Origin of the sequence: Corallococcus sp. CA054B (assembly GCF_003611625.1) — a bacterium.
GTDB lineage: Bacteria > Myxococcota > Myxococcia > Myxococcales > Myxococcaceae > Corallococcus > Corallococcus coralloides.
The window spans coordinates 18,707-35,573 of the sequence record NZ_RAVY01000096.1 but is presented as its reverse complement, the minus strand read 5'-3'; the positions used below and the strand labels follow the sequence as shown (position 1 = coordinate 35,573).

The 16,867-nt window shown below is 72.3% G+C and carries 1 protein-coding gene (only partly in view); it reads left to right on the top strand.

Annotated features, from left to right (window positions below; all coding sequences use genetic code 11):
• Nucleotides 1–16,867, top strand: part of the annotated coding region (locus D7V80_RS22770) for a non-ribosomal peptide synthase/polyketide synthase (RefSeq protein WP_120590149.1) (this coding region is incomplete at its 5' end). Its footprint extends 13,334 nt past the window's final position; 16,867 of its 30,201 annotated nt are in view.

The following is a 16,867-nucleotide window of genomic DNA, read 5'->3' as shown; positions in this document are numbered from 1 at the left end:
GACTACATGGTGCCGTCGCTGTTCGTGGCGCTCCCCACCCTGCCCCTGAACCCCAGCGGCAAGGTGGACCGCAAGGCCCTGCCCGCCCCGGACTCGGAGGTCACGGGCCGGCGCGAGCGCTACGTGGCGCCGTCCCACCCGCTGGAAGAGCAGATCGCCTCCACGTGGGCCCGCGAGCTGGGGGCCGACCGGGTGGGCACGCAGGACCACCTGTTCAACGACCTGGGCGGCACGTCGCTGTCCGTGATGCGGCTCGCCTCGCGCCTGAAGGAGACGCTGGGCCGCGATGTGCCCGTGGTCTGGTTGTTCGAACACCCCACGGTGGAGTCGCTCGCGCAGCGGCTGGAGCACGAGTCGCGATCGCCGGGAGCCCCCGCGCCGTCGCCCACCGCGCCGGGCCACCGTCCGCGCGAGGCGTCGAAGCCTGGCGCGTCCGGATCCATCGCCATCATCGGCATGGCGGGCCGCTTCCCCGGCGCGGGGACGGTGGAGGCGTTCTGGCGGAACCTGCGCGAGGGCGTGGAGTCCATCACGCGCTTCTCACCGGAGGAGCTGGAGCACCTGCCCTCCCTGCCGGAGGGATTCGAGCTCTGGTACCACCCGGCGTTCGTTCCAGCCGCGGGTGTCCTGGAGGACGTGGAGGGGTTCGACCACGCGTTCTTCGACATGTCGCTGCGCGAGGCGCAGTTCACGGATCCGCAGCAGCGGCTCTTCCTCCAGACGGCGTGGGCCGCGCTGGAAGACGCGGGCGTCAATCCGGAGCGCTACCCCGGCGCCATCTCGCTGTACGCGGGTGCCGCGGCCTCTGGATACGCGGAGGCCGTGCGGCAGGCGATGCCGCTGGATGCGGCGTCGTTCTTCGAGCTGAACGGCACCGCCACGCACGAGAGCCTGCCGACGAAGGCGTCCTTCAAGCTGGGGCTCACGGGTGAGAGCACGCTGCTCTACACCGCGTGCTCCACGGGTCTGGTGGCGGTGCACCTGGCCTGTCAGAGCCTGCGGACGGGCCAGTCCGACGTGGCGCTCGCGGGGGCCTCGCGGCTGTCGCTGCCGCAGCGCACGGGCTACGTGGCGCAGGAGGGGCTCATCTTCTCCGCGGACGGCCACTGCCGTGCGTTCGACGCTCAGGCCCAGGGGACGCTGCCCGGGAACGGCGTGGGCGCGGTGGTGCTCAAGCGGCTGGAGGACGCGGTTCGGGATGGGGACGCCATCTACGCCGTCATCCGGGGCTCGGCGCTGAACAACGATGGCCGGAACAAGTCCGGGTTCACCGCGCCCAGCGTGCAGGGACAGGCGGCGGTGGTGTCCCAGGCCCTGGCCAACGCGGGCGTGGCACCGGAGGCCGTGGGCTACGTGGAGGCCCATGGCACCGCGACGCCGCTGGGCGACCCGATTGAGGTGGCGGCGCTGACTCGCGCGTACGGCTTGGGTGCCGAGCACCGCGGGACCATCGCGCTGGCGTCGCTCAAGACGAACGTGGGTCACCTGGACACGGCCGCGGGGCTGGCGGGCCTGATGAAGGCAGCGCTGTCGCTGCACCATGGAGAGATTCCTCCCAGCCTCCACTTCGAGAAGCCCAACCCGCAGATCGACTTCGACGCGGGGCCGTTCTTCGTCAACACCACCTTGCGGTCGTGGCCTCGGAGCGAGACGCCTCGCTTCGCCGCGGTCAGCTCCTTCGGCATTGGTGGCACCAATGCCCACGCCATCCTCGAGGAAGCACCCATGCGGCAGAGTGGTTCGACCACGCGTTCCCACCAGCTCGTCGTGCTGTCCGCGCGCTCCCCGGAGGCGCTGGAGGCGGCGGCGCGGCGGTTGGAGGCGAAGGGCGTCGGGGACTCGGCGCTGGCGGATCTGGCGTTCACGCACGCCGTGGGGCGCAAGGCGTTCGAGTACCGCCGCGCGGTGGTGGTGAAGGACGCGGAGGAGCTGTCGCGGCAGCTCCAGAAGCCGGTGACGCCGGCGAAGACCCCGGGCAAGGCGCCGCGCGTGGCGTTCGTGTTCTCCGGTCAGGGGTCGCAGCGGCTGGCCATGGGGCGTGAGCTGGCGGAGGCGTCGCCCCTGTTCCGCGAGCACCTGGACGCGTGCCTGGCGTTGCTGGACGCGCCGCTGCGGGCGCGGGTGTCAGCCGTGCTGGCTCCCGAGGCCGATGCCTCGGCGGACCTCGCGGACACGCGCGTGGCGCTGCCCGCGTTGTTCAGCGTGCAGGTGGCGCTCGCGCGGATGTGGCGGGACCTGGGCGTCATTCCGTCCGCGGTGATGGGACACAGCTTCGGTGAGTACGCGGCGGCGTGCGTCTCGGGGGCGCTGTCCCTGGAGGATGCGATGCGCCTCGCGGTGGCTCGCGGGGAGCTGATGCACCGCATGCCGCCGGGCGCGATGCTCGCGGTGGCCCTGCCCGTGGAGCGCGTCCAGGGATTGCTGTCGGGCCGGCTGTCGGTGGCGGCGGTGAACGCGCCGGACCGCTGCGTGGTGTCCGGACCGGTGGAGGAAGTGGAGCGGCTGGAGGCCGAGCTGAAGGGCCTGAAGGCTGGAGCGGTGCGCATGCCCGCGCCGCACGCGTTCCACTCCGCGGACGTGGAGCCGTTGATGCCGGAGCTGGCGCGCGTGGTGGGCGCTCTGCGCTGGTCGGAGCCGACGGTGCGGTACGTGTCCAGCCTCACGGGAGCGCGGGTCGGTCCAGGGCAGCTCGCGGTGCCGGACTACTGGACGGAGCAGATGCGCCAGCCCGTGCGCTTCACCCGCGCGGTGGAGGCGCTCCAGGCGGAAGGCTGCACGGTGCTGCTGGAGGTGGGACCGGGACAGGACGTGACGCCGCTGGTGCGCGCGAACCTGGCCCGGCCCGAGGGTGGCGGTTCACCCGTCCTCGCGCTGGCGTCGCTGCGGGTGGGTGGGAAGACGACGGAGCAGATGGGCTGGCTCCAGGCCGTGGGCGAGCTGTGGATCGCGGGCGTGGCCGTGGACTGGAGCGCGTTCTACGCGCACGAGCAGCGCCTGCGGCTGCACCTGCCCACGTACGCGTTCCAGACCAAGGCGGTCTGGGTACAGCCGAGAGCACGCGCCACGACGTCTCCGTTCGCGCCTCCGGGGGGAAGTCCCGTCCGTGCACCGCAGGCTCCGGCCGCGCCTGCTGCGCGTGCCCCCGAAACCTGGGCTCCGGCCGCGCCCGCTGGACGTGCGCCCGAAGTGCCTTCCGACATGGCCCTGGTCACGGCATCAGTCCGCGCTCCCCAGGCCGTGTCCGCGATGACGGCCACTGCGTCGGGCCGCGCCATCCAGGGCGGGTCGATGACGGCTTCGCTTGGCGCTCCTCAAGGCGCGTCCGCGATGACGGATTCGGCCATTGCTCCTCAGGGCGTGTCCGCGACGACAGCCACGGCGTCGGTCGGTGCTCCTCACGCGTCTGCGGGGAGCGCGTCCGTGACGACGGATTCGGCCGGTGTCTCACACGGGGCTCCGGCGCACGGGATGCGTCCGGAGGCGGGTGCGTCCTCGCACGGGGCCGCTGTGCCCATGGACTCGGCTCCCGCCGCCCCTCCTCCTCCCGGCCGTGAGGACGCGCCTCGTGGCGACATCGAGGAGCGCGTGGCCGCGCTGTGGCGCGACCGTCTGGGCCTGGAGTTCGTGGGCCGCCATGACGACTTCCTCGAACTCGGCGGCAACTCGCTGACGGCCGCGCAGCTGCTCAACCAGCTCCGCGAGGCCTTCGGCGTGAACCTGCCGCTGGCCGCCCTCTTCGAGGCGCCCACCGTCGCCGGCATCGCAGAACGCCTGGAGCCCCTGCTGCTCCAGGCGCCGCAGGCTCCTGTCTCCACGGAGCTTCCGCTGGTGCCGCTGCCTCGCGACGGTAGCGAGCTGCCGCTGTCCTTCGTGCAGGAGCGCGTCTGGCGCCTGGAGCAGCACCTGCCCGGCCTGTCCGCGTACAACCTCCCGTTCGTCCTGCGGCTCGAAGGCGACCTGGACGCGGACGTGATGGAGCGCGGCATCCAGGAGATCGTCCAGCGCCACGAAGCGCTGCGCACGACCTACGACACCGTGGACGGCCGCCCCGTGCAGCGCTTCCACGCGCACATGCTCGTGCCCCTCACCCGCGTGGAGCTGCGTGGCCCGCTGGAGACGCGCGAACCGGAGGCGCTGCGCCTCGCCCGCGAGGACGCCGCGAAGCCGTTCGACCTGGTCCGCGGCCCCGTGCTGCGCACCACCCTGGTCCGCCTGGACACGAAGCTGCACCTGCTGATCGCCAGCATCCACCACATCATCAGCGACACGATGTCCATCGCCCTGCTCGTCCAGGAGCTGGGCCAGCTCTACGACGCCTTCATCCAGGGCAAGCCGTCTCCGCTCAAGCCGCTGCCCATCCAGTATGCGGACTTCGGCGCATGGCAGCGCCGTGGCATCACGAGCGGCCGCCTGGCCGAACAGGACCAGGGCTGGCGGCAGCGGCTGGCCGGCATGCCGCGCAAGCTGGATCTGCCCACCGACCGGCCCCGCTCCAACGAGCTCCTCATCTCCTCCCAGCGCATGACGCTGGACTTCCCGCCCGCGCTCGCCCACGAGCTGGTGGCCTTCACGCGCCGCGAGGGCTTCACCGGCTACATGACGGTGCTCGCCGCGTGGCAGACGCTGCTGCACCGCTACTCCGGCCAGACGGACGTCGTCGTCGGAACGCCCATCGCCAACCGCACCCGTCCGGAGCTGATGCCGCTCATCGGCTACGTGGCGCACTCGGAGGCGTTCCGGACGCGCTTCACCGAAGGCCTCACGTTCCGTGAGCTGCTGGCCCAGGTGCGAGGCGAGGTCGCGGACGCGCAGACGCGCCCGGATGTCCCCTTCGAGTACCTGGTCGAAGCACTCATCCCGGGCCATGACATCGGACGGGGGCGCATGACGGACTCCGTGTTCGTCTACCACACGGGCGCGAGCTCGTCGGAGACGCTGGAGCTCATCGGCCTGCGCGCCACGCTGGTGGATGTGCCGGGCACGCCCGTGCAGTGGGGCTCCACCCTGAGCGCGCTCACCCTGGTCCTCTTCGAGTCCCCCACCCGCGTCCACGGCGCGCTGGAGTACGCATCCGACCTGTTCGACGCCGCCACCACGGCGCGGCTCATGGAGCACTTCCAGGTGCTGCTCGGGGCCGCGCTCGCGAACCCCGACACGCAGGTGGCGCACCTGCCGCTCGCCACGGATGACGAGCGCCGCGCCTGGCCCACGCCTCGCGCCACGCCGGGGCTGGTCCCCGTGCCCACCGCGCTCGCGGAGCGGCGCGCGCGCCACGCGGATGCCACCGCCCTGTCCCAGGGAGAGACGCACTGGACCTGGGCGGAGCTGGGCGCCCGTGCGGATGCCCTGGCCGCGAAGCTGAAGGCCCTGGGCGTGAAGGCCGGAACCCCGGTGGCCGTGTGCCTGCGCACGTCGCCGGAGAAGCTGGCCGCGCTGTGGGCCGTGCTGGGAGCGGGCGGCGCCTGCGTCGCCCTGGGCCCGTCCGACCTGAGCCACCTGCCCGTCTACGCGCCCGAGGGCGCCCCGGTGCCGGTGCTCGTCACCACGCGCGCGCTGGTGGCGTCCGTGCGCGTGGATGCATCACGCGTCGTCTACGTGGAGGACGTGCCCGCCGCGACCGAGGCCCCCGCCACCGCCGTGAACGTCGAGCCGCATGCCCTCGCGTGGCTGCTGCCCACGGGCCGGGGGCAGCCCGCGTGGGCCCTGGGCCACCGGGAGCTGGCGGAGTTCTTCAGCGGCCTGGACACGCGCCTGTCCCCGCCGGACGGCGGCGCGTGGCTGGCCGCGAGCGAGCCGTCCTCCGACCGTCCCGAGCTGGAAGCCCTGTGGGCGCTCACGCGAGGCCTGCGCGTGGTGTTCCCGCCGGAGCGCATCACCGCGAGGCTGGTGAGCCTGGGGGATGGCGGCCCCCGCGCGAAGGCGATGGACCTGAGCCTCATCTACTTCGCCAACGACGAGGACACGCTCACCGGGCCCAAGTACGAGCTGCTGCTGGAGGGCGCGAAGTTCGCGGACGCGAACGGCTTCTCCGCGGTGTGGACTCCGGAGCGGCACTTCCACTCGTTCGGCGGTCTGTACCCGCAGCCGGCCGTGGTGGCGGCGGGCCTGGCCACCGTCACGAAGCACCTGCGCCTGCGCTCCGGCAGCGTGGTGTTGCCGCTGCATGATCCGCTGCTCATCGCGGAGCAGTGGTCCGTGGTGGACAACCTGTCCCAGGGCCGCGTGGGTCTGTCCGTGGCCACGGGCTGGCACACGCAGGACTTCACCTTCGCGCCGGCCAACTACGAGAAGCGCCGCGACATCCTCCTGGAGAAGCTGTCCACGCTGCGCGCGCTGTGGCGCGGCGAGCGCTTCAAGCGCCCCGCGGGCGCTGGCAGCACGGCGGAGGTCGGCCTGCGCCCGAAGCCGGTGCAGAAGGAGCTGCCGGTGTGGCTCACCGCCACGGGCAACCCGGAGACGTTCCGCATGGCGGGCGAGCTGGGCGCGGGCGTGCTCACGGGCCTGCTGTCGCACTCGCTGGAGGAGCTGAAGCAGAAGGTGGCGCTGTACCGCGATGCGTGGCGCCGCAACGGGCACCCGGGCCGCGGCCACATCACCTGCATGCTGCACACGTACCTGGGCGACGAGGAACAGGAGGTGCTGCGCACGGTGCGCCAGCCGCTGCTCGGCTACTTCCGAAGCTCCGTGGACATCAGCACGTCGCTGCTCCAGGCGCAGGGCATCACCGACGTCCAGAAGCTGTCGCCGGACGACATCAACGCGGTGCTGGAGCGCACGTTCGAGAACCACGCGAAGAACACCGGCCTGCTGGGCACGGTGGACAGCGCGATGAAGCGGCTGCGCGACGTGCGCGCGGCGGACGTGGACGAGGTGGCGGCGCTCATCGACTTCGGCCTGGACACGCCGGTGGTGCTGGAGGGCCTGCGCCGGCTGGCCGTGGTGCGCGAGCGCATGGACGCGGAGGCCGCCGCCCGCCAGGAGCAGGTGCTGGTGGAGGCCGAGGCGGGCGTGGAGGGCCTGCTGGAGCTGGCACGCCAGTCCGGCGCGGTGCTGCTGCACACGTCAGCGCGGCTGGCGCGTTCGCTGAGCGAGCTGCCCGGAGCGCGTGAGTCCCTGTCCCGCGTGGGCGCGCTGGTGTTGGAAGGCGCGTCGGTGGAGCTGGGCGCGGCGCTGCACCGGGCCGCGGGCGTGGAGGTGTGGCTGTCCGGTGACGCCCAGGAAGGCGCGCTGCTGCCGCGCACGTTGGCGGAGCGCATCCCCGCGAACCTCCAGGCCTGGGTGCTGGACGCGGCCGGTCAGCCCGTGCCCGCGGGTGTGGTGGGTGAACTGGCCCTCGCGGGCGCGGGGCTCCCCTCCGCGCTGTGGCGCGCGGGTGACGAAGAGCACCGCCGCCTGGTGCCGCACCCCCGCGAGGCTTCCGCGAAGCTGTTCCGCACCGGCCGTCACGCCCGCATGCGCGGGGATGGCCGGCTGGAGCCGGTGGCCTCGCCGTCGCGGCTCCCCCCTCCGCCCGTGGCGCGTCCCGCCGCAGTGGAAGCGCCGCGTCCGGTGGCGCCCGCCGTCCCGGCGGCGGCGAACATGGGCCCCCCGCCCATCCCGCGCGTGAGCCGGGATCAGCCGTTGCCGCTGTCCTTCGCGCAGCAGCGCCTCTGGTACCTCCAGCAGATGGAGCCCACGAGCAGCGCGTACAACAACCCGGCCATCTTCCGGCTCACGGGCGAGCTGGACCGGGACGCGCTCCAGGACGCGCTGGACATGATGGTCGTCCGCCACGAGGTGCTGCGCACCACGTACTCCCTGGAGGGCGACCATGCGGTGCAGGTCATCCACCCGCCTCGCGGACTGTCGCTCCAGCACTGGGACGCACCCGGCGACACGCCGGAGGCGCGGGAAGCGGCGATGCACCGCTTCTGCCAGGAGGCCGTGCGCCAACCCTTCGACCTGGAGAAGGAAGTCGTGCGCGGGGCGCTGCTGCGCCTGGGGGACCGGGAGCACGTGCTGTTCGTCACCTTCCACCACGCCGTGTCCGACGCGTGGTGCACCATGGTCATCGCGCATGAGCTGACGGTGAACTACACCGCGTTCCGCGCGGGACAGCCGTCGCCGCTGCCGGAGCTGCCGGTGCAGTACGCGGACTACGCCGTGTGGCAGCGCGCGTGGCTGGAAGGCGGCGTGATGGAGAAGCAGGTGGCCTGGTGGAAGGACCACCTGGCCGGTGCGCCTCCGCTGGAGCTGCCCACGGATCGGCCTCGCCCGGCGGTGATGTCCTACGCGGGCGCGCGGTACACCTTCCTCCTGCCGGCGGAGGTGTCCGCTCCGATGCTCGCGCTGGGCCGCAAGCACGGCGCCACGACGTTCATGGTGCTGATGGCGCTCTTCCAGACGGTGCTGTCGCGCTACTCCGGGCAGGAGGACTTCGTGGTGGGCACGCCCATCGCGGGCCGCACGCGTCCGGAGCTTGAAATGCTGATGGGGTGCTTCATCAACACCCTGCCCTTCCGCTCGCGGCTGTCCGGCATGCCGTCCTTCGTGGAGCTGCTGGGCCGCGTGCGCACCCAGGCCCTGGAGGCCTTCGCGCACCAGGACGCTCCGTTCGAGCGCGTGCTGGACGCGATGGAGCTGCCGCGCGACCTGAGCCGCACTCCGCTGTTCCAGGCGAGCATCAACCTGGTGAACACGCCGGAGGGCAAGGCCCGCCCGGCGGGGCTGGAGCTGACCCAGGTGGAGGTGCCGACCGGCACGTCCAAGTTCGACCTGGGCATGGAGGTGGTGGAGGGCCGCGCCGGCTTCAGCTGCAGCCTGGAGTACGCCACCGCCCTCTTTGACGCGTCCACCATGGAGCGCCTGGCCGGGCACATGGTGACCCTGGCGCGCGAGGTGGTGGCCCATCCCCAGATGCCCGTTGCCCTGCTGCCCCTCATGGATGAGGCGGAGCGCCAGCAGGTGCTGCGCTCCTGGAACGACACCTTCCAGGACATCCCGCGCGAGGCCGTCCTGCCGGACCTCTTCGCCCGTCAGGTCGCGATGCGGCCGGACGCGGTGGCGGTGGAGTTCGGCGACGCGCACCTGACGTATGCGCAGCTGGACGCGCGCACGAACACGTGGGCGCACCTGCTGCGTGAGCGCGGCGTGGGCCCGGACGTCCTGGTGGCGGTGTGCCTGGAGCGCTCCCTGGAGCTCATCGTCTCCCTGCTCGCCATCCTCAAGGCCGGGGGCGCATACGTGCCGCTCGACCCGACCTACCCGGCGCCGCGCCTGGCCGCGATGCTGGAGGACGCGCCCGCGAAGTGGGTGCTCACCGCTCGGGCGATGCGCGCGGCGGTGCCCCTGCCGCAAGGGGTTGAGTCCGTCTTCGTGGAGGAGCTCGGCGCCTCGGACCTGCCCACGGCGCCCGTGGTGTCAGGGGTGCGTTCGCGCCACCTGGCCTACGTGGACTTCACGTCCGGCAGCACCGGGCGTCCCAAGGGCGTCGCGGTGGAGCACCGCGCGGTGATGCGCCTGCTGCACCACCCGGCCTTCGTGGACATGAGCGCGGGTGAGACGTTCCTCCACGTCGCGCCCATCTCGTTCGATCCGGCGACGCTGGAGATCTGGGGGCCGCTGCTCCACGGCGGGCGGCTGGTGGTGTTCCCGCCCACGTCGCCTTCGGACCTGGAGGTGCTGACGCAGGTCATCCAGCGTCACGGCGTCACGTCGATGATGCTCACGGCGGGCCTCTTCACGCAGGTGGTGGACCTGAAGCCGGAGGCGCTGCGCGGCGTGCGCAGGCTCATTTCGGGCGGCGACGTCATCCCGCCCGTGCACTCGCGCAAGGTGCTGGAGGCGCATCCGGGCCTCACGTTCCTCGCCTGCTACGGCCCCACGGAGGCGACGGTGATCGCCTCCGTGCATGAGATGTCGGACCCCGCGCGCGTGGAGACCCCCGTGCCCCTGGGCCGGCCCATCACGTGCACGGAGCTGTACGTCCTGGACGCGCACGGGCAGCCCGTGCCCCCGGGTGTCCCGGGCGAGCTGTTCATCGGCGGCGAGGGACTGGCGCGCGGCTACATCTCGCGGCCGGACCTCACCGCGGAGCGCTTCGTCCCCCACCCCTTCGCCAACGAACCCGGAGCGCGCCTCTACCGCACGGGCGACCTGGCGCGCTGGCGGCCGGACGGGGTGCTGGACTTCCTGGGCCGCACCGACCACCAGGTGAAGGTGCGCGGCTTCCGCGTCGAGCTGGCGGAGGTGGAGGCCGCCTTGTCCGCGCATCCAGAGGTGCGCGAGGCCGTGGCCGTGGTGCGCGAGGACGTGCCCGGCGACAAGCGGCTCGTGGCCTACGTCGTCCCCGCGACCGTCCCCGAGCCGGAGGCCCTGCGCGAGTTCATGCGCCAGCGGGTGCCGGACTACATGTTGCCGTCGGTCTTCGTCCCGCTGGAGTCCCTGCCGCTGACGGCGCAGGACAAGGTGGACCGCAAGGCGCTCCCTGCGCCGAAGGGGCAGCGCGATTCGCGCCGCGAGTACATCGCGCCGCGCACGCGGAAGGAGCAGGCGCTGGCGCAGGTGCTGGCGCAGGTGCTGCGCGTGGAGCGCGTGGGCCTGGACGACAACTTCTTCGCACTGGGCGGCGACTCCATCATCAGCCTCCAGGTGGTGGCCCGGGCGCGACAGGCCGGCGTGCGGTTGCAGGTGAAGGACCTCTTCCAGCACCCCACCCTGGGCGCGCTGGCGGCCGTGGCTCGCGACGGCGAGGCGACCCTCGCGGAGCAGGGCCCGGTGGTGGGCGACGTGCCCCTCACGCCCATCCAGGTGGACCTGTTCGAGCGGGAGCCGACGTACCCGCACCACTTCAACCACGCCCTGCTGCTCAAGACCCGTCAGCCGCTGAAGGCCGACCTGTTGCAGAGGGCGCTCCAGGCGCTCGTCACCCACCACGACGCCCTGCGCCTGCGCTACGTCCGCGCCGGGGACGGCACGTGGCGCCAGGAAGGCGTGGCGCCCGTGGAAGCGCCTCCCGTGCTCGTCCAGGTGGACCTGTCCATGCTGCCTCCGGAGGCCCGGACCGCCGCGATGGAGCGGGAGGCCGCGCGCCTCCAGGCGGACTTCGCCCTGGCGACACCGCCGCTGGTGCGCGTGGCGCTGTTCCACTTCGGGGCCGGTGAGCCGCAGCGCCTGCTGCTCATCATCCACCACCTGGTGGTGGACGCGGTGTCGTGGCGCATCCTGGTGGAGGACCTGGAGACGGCGTACCTCCAGCTCCAGTCCGCTCGCGCCCCGGTGCTGCCCGCGAAGACGACGTCGTTCCTGTCCTGGGCGCAGCGGCTCCAGAAGCACGCCCTGTCCGACGAGCTGGGAGCGCAGGAGGCCTTCTGGCAGGAAGCCCTGCGCGGCGACGTGGCCCCGCTGCCCGTGGATGGCCCGGGCCCGTACACATACGCGTCACGAAGCAGCGTCGCGGTGGAGCTGGACGCGGAGGAGACGCGCCAGCTGCTCCAGGAGACGCCCACCGGCTGGCGGGCGCGCATCGACGACGTGCTCCTGACCGCGCTCGGGAAGACGCTGGGCGAATGGACGGGGAAGCCGGACGTCCTCATCGACCTGGAGGGTCACGGCCGCGAGGAGCTGTTCTCGGACGTGGATGTGTCGCGCACCGTGGGCTGGTTCACGTCCGTGGCGCCGGCCCTGCTGCGGCTGCCCAGGGGCGGCTCGCTGGGTGACGGTCTGCGCGCCGTGAGGGACTCGCTGAAGGCGTGGCCCGGCCGCGGTATCGGCTTCAACCTGCTGCGCCACCTGGGCCCCCCGGAGACGCGGGCCCGTCTGTCCTCGCTGCCCCGCGCGCAGGTGGCGTTCAACTACCTGGGCCAACTGGACGGCACGGCCGCCGCCAGCACCCTCTTCACCATGAGCGACGAGCCGGTGGGGCCCATCGTGGAGCCCCGGGCCGTGCAGCCGCACGCGCTGGCCGTGGACGGTTCGGTGTTCCAGGGCCGGCTGCGGATGACGTTCGGCTACAGCCACCAGCAGCACCACGAGGCGACGGTGCGCGCGCTGGCGGAGCGCTTCCTCGGAGTGCTGCGCGAGCTCATCGCCCAGCGCCATTCGGAGGACGCGCGCAGGCGCACGCCCGGCGACTTCCCGCTGGCCCGCCTGTCCCAGGCCGCGCTGGACGCGGTGCTCGCGGCCCAGGGCCCCACGGTGGAGGACCTGTTCCCGCTGTCCCCGCTCCAGGAGGGCATGCTCTTCCATGCCCTGAATACGCCGGAGGCGGCCTACTACTTCGAGCAGGCCGGATGGTCGAGCCACTCGGACGTGGACATCACGCTGTTCCAGCGGACGTGGCAGACGGCCGTGGACCGCAACCCCATCCTGCGCACCGCGTTCGTGTGGGAGGGACTGGAGTCGCCGCTCCAGGTGGTGCACTCGCAAGCCACGCTGCCGTTCATCATCCACGACTGGCGCCACCTGCCAGAGGCGGAGCAGCCGGCCGCGCTGGCGAAGCTCACGGCGGAGGACCGCGCGCGCGGCTTCGACGTGTCGCGAGCGCCGCTGTCTCGGATGACGGTGGTGCGCCTGGGCGAAGCGCGCTGGCGCTTCCTCTGGAGCCACCACCACCTGCTGATGGACGGCTGGAGCATGGGCCTGTTCTTCCAGGAGGTCTTCGCGCTCTACGACGCCGTGCACGCCGGGACGGCGCCGCCGCCCGCGGGCCGGCCCCCGTTCCGCGACTACATCGCGTGGTTGGACCGCCGCGACGCGGTGGAGGATGAGCACTTCTGGAGAGATCAGCTCGCGGGCCTTTCGGCGCCCACGCCCCTGCCCTCGGCGCGGCCTGCGTCCCTGGTGCGGCCCACCACGTCCGACAAGCGGCCCGACGTGAAGGTGACGCTGCCTGCGCCCGTCACCTCCGCGCTGGAGGCCTTCGCGCGGCGGCATCAGCTCACGCTCAACACGCTGACGCAGGCGGCCTGGGCGCTGGTGCTGGCGAGCCATGCGGACACACGTGACGTGCTCTTCGGCACCACGCTCTCCGGCCGTCCGCCGGAGCTGCCGGGCGCGGATGCCATGCTGGGCCTGCTCATCACCACGCAGCCGGTGCGCATCACGCTGCCCGCTGATGGCGAGCCGGTGCTGCCGTGGCTCCAGTCGCTTCAGGCGAAGCTGCTGGGCATCCAGCAGCACCAGTACGCGCCGCTGGTCTCGACGCACGGCTGGAGCGACATCCCCCGAGGACAGCCGCTCTTCCAGTCGCTGTTCGTCTTCGAGAACTACCCGTTCGACGCCTCGGTGTTGCGCCGCTTCACCGCGATGGACCTGCGCGACCTGGAGTTCGGCGACAGCACGAACTACCCCCTGTCGGCCACCGTGGTGCCGCGTGAAGAGCTCCAGCTGCAACTGGTCTACGACGCGGGCCGCTACGACGCGGACGCCGTGCGGCGCGTGTTGGGCCAGTGGCGGCAGGCGCTGGAGGGACTGCTCCAGCCAGACGCCCGGCTCGCGGATGTGTCGCTGCTGCCCGCGGAGGACCGCGCGTGGCTGCTGCGCACCGGCCGCGGCGACGCCATGGACTTCGAGCGCGACGCCACCCTGCATGCGCGCTTCGAACGGCAGGCCGCCGCGACGCCGGACGCGGACGCCGTCGTGTTCGGAGGGACGACGCTGTCGTTCCAGCAGCTCAACGCGCAGGCGAACCAGCTCGCCTGGCACCTGCGGTCGCTGGGAGTGGGCCCGGAGGTGATGGTGGGCCTGTGCCTGGAGCGGTCCGCGGAAGCCATCGTGGCGTTGCTGGCGGTGCTCAAGGCCGGAGGAGCCTTCGTGCCGGTGGACCCATTGGCCCCAGCCGCGCGCAAGTCGTTTGTCCTCAAGGACAGCGGCGCGTCGGTGTTGGTGACGACGCGGGCCCTGCAAGAAGCGTGGCGCCCAGAGGTGCCCCATCTGGTGCGGCTGGACGAAAAACCTGTCGGACAGTCGGACAGGTTTTCGGAGAACCTGCCGCCAGCGGCGGGCCCGGCGAACCTGGCGTACGTCATCTACACCTCGGGCTCCACCGGTACGCCGAAGGGCGTGATGGTGCAGCACCGGTCGGTCCTCAACCTGCACCAGGCGCTGACCCGCAGCCTGCACGCGGGGCTGTCACCGGGCCAGCGCGTCACCGTCAACGCGCCGCTGCACTTCGATGCGTCCATCGCGCAGGTGGTCCAGCTGCTGAGCGGCCACTGCCTGCACGTCGTGCCGGAGGTCTTGAGGCAGGACCCGGAGGCGATGGGGGCGTGGCTGGAGGCGCAGCGCATCGACGTGCTGGACTGCACGCCGTCGCAGCTGCGGCTGATGCTGGCCTCGGGCCTTATCGAGCGCGCCCATGTGCCTGGAGTCATCTCCGTCGGTGGCGAGGCGGTGGACGAGAGCTCCTGGCGCCAGCTGCGTGCATCCAACCGGACGCGGGCGTTCAACGAGTACGGCCCCACGGAGTGCACGGTGAACGCGGCGGACTGGCGCATCCAGGACGCGGCTCAAGAGACGCCCGTCATGGGCCGGCCGCTGGCGAACCTGCATGCGCACGTGCTGGACGCGCACCAGCGGCTGGTGCCGGTGGGCGCGCCGGGCGAGCTGTGCATCGGCGGTGAAGGCGTCACGCGCGGCTACCTGAACCGTCCGGACCTGACGGCGGAGCGCTTCGTGCCGGACCCGTTCAGCGCGGAACCGGGGGCGCGCCTCTACCGCACGGGCGACCAGGCCCGTTGGCGCGAGGACGGCACGCTGGAGTACCTGGGCCGGTTGGACTTCCAGGTGAAGCTGCGCGGCTACCGCATCGAGCTCGGCGAAATCGAAGCCGCGCTGCGAGCGCACCCGGACGTCCGGGACGCGGTGGTACTGGTGCGCGAGGACGTGCCTGGGGACAGGCGGCTGGTGGCGTACGTCGTCGCTCCTCCCGCGCCGGAGCCGGAGGCGCTGCGCGACTTCATTCGCCAGCGGGTGCCGGACTACATGCTGCCTTCGGCCTTCGTCCTGCTGGAGGCGTTGCCCCTGACGGCCAACGCCAAGGTGGACCGCAAGGCCCTGCCCGCGCCGGAAGGCAAGAACGCTTCGCGGCGTGAATACGTCGCGCCGCGCACGCGGAGGGAAGAGGTGCTGGCCCAGGTGCTGGCCCAGGTCCTGCGCGTGGAGCGCGTGGGCCTGGACGACAACTTCTTCGAGCTGGGCGGCGACTCCATCATCAGCCTCCAGGTGGTGTCGCGGGCGAGGCAGGCCGGCGTGCGGTTGCAGGTGAAGGACCTGTTCCAGCACCCCACCCTGGGCGCGCTGGCGGCGGTGGCGCGGGACGGCGCAGTCAGCCTCGCGGAGCAGGGTCCGGTGGTGGGCGAGGCGCCCCTCACGCCGATCCAGGTGGAGCTGTTCGAGCGTGAGCCGAGGTACGCGCACCACTTCAATCACGCCCTGCTGCTCAAGGCCCGTCAGCCGCTCCAGGCCGAGCAGGTCCAGCAGGCACTCCAGGTGCTCGTCGCCCACCACGATGCCCTGCGCCTGAGGTACGTGCAGGCCGAAGGAGGCACGTGGCGCCAGGAGGGCGTGGCACCCGAGGCCGCGCGGCCCGTGCTCCTCCAGGTGGACCTGTCCATGTCGCCCCCGGAGGCCCGGCCCGCCGCGATGGAGCGGGAGGCCGCGCGCCTCCAGGCGGCCTTCGACCTGGCGACGCCGCCACTGGTGCACGCGGCGCTGTTCCACTTCGGTGCCGGTGAGCCGCAGCGCCTGCTGCTCATCATCCACCACCTCGTGGTGGACGTGGTGTCGTGGCGCATCCTGGTGGAGGACCTGGAGGCCGTCTTCCTCCAGCTCCAGTCCGCCCGGGCTCCCGTGCTGCCCGCGAAGACGACGTCGTTCCTGTCCTGGGCGCGCCGACTGGAGGCGCACGCCCTGTCGGATGCGATGCGCGCGGAGGCCGCCTTCTGGCTGGAGGCCTCGCGTGGCGACGTGGCCCCATTGCCCACCGATGGCCCGGGCCCGCACACCTACGCCTCGCACCGGCGGGTGACCGTGGAGCTGGACGCGGAGCAGACGCGACAGCTGCTCCAGGAGACGCCCACCGGCTGGCGGGCGCGCATCGATGACGTGCTGCTGACGGCGCTCGCGCAGGCACTGGGCGAATGGACGGGGAAGCCGGACGTCCTCATCGACCTGGAAGGCCACGGCCGCGAGGAGCTGTTCGCGGACGTGGACGTGTCGCGCACCGTGGGCTGGTTCACGTCCATTGCCCCTGCCCTGCTGCGGCTGCCCAGGGGCGGCTCGTTGGGAGATCGCCTGCGGGCCGTGCGTGACACGCTGAAGGCGTGGCCCGTGCGGGGCGTGGGCCATGGCCTCTTGCGCCACCTGGGCTCGGCGGAGACGCGGGCCCGGTTTGCCGCGCTGCCCCGGGCGCAGGTGTCGTTCAACTACCTGGGCCAGCTGGACGGTACGGCCGCCGCCAGCACCCTCTTCACCATGAGCGACGAGCCGGTGGGCGCCTACGTGGAGCCCCGTGCCGTGCCCCCGCACGCGCTGGCCGTGGACGGCTCGGTGTTCCAGGGCCGGCTACAGATGACGTTCGGCTACAGCCATCAGGTGCACCACGAAGCAACGGTGCGCACGCTGGCGGAGCGCTTCCTCGGAGTGCTGCGCGAGCTCATCGCCCAGCGTCATTCGGAAGACGCGCGCAGGCGCACGCCCGGCGACTTCCCGCTGGCCCGCCTGTCCCAGGCCGCGCTGGACTCGGTGTTGGCGGCGCAGGGCCCCACGGTGGAGGACCTCTTCCCCCTCTCTCCGCTTCAGGAGGGCATGCTCTTCCACGCCCTGAATGATCCGGACGCGGCCTACTACTTCGAGCAGGCCGCGTGGTCGATCCACTCGGACGTGGACA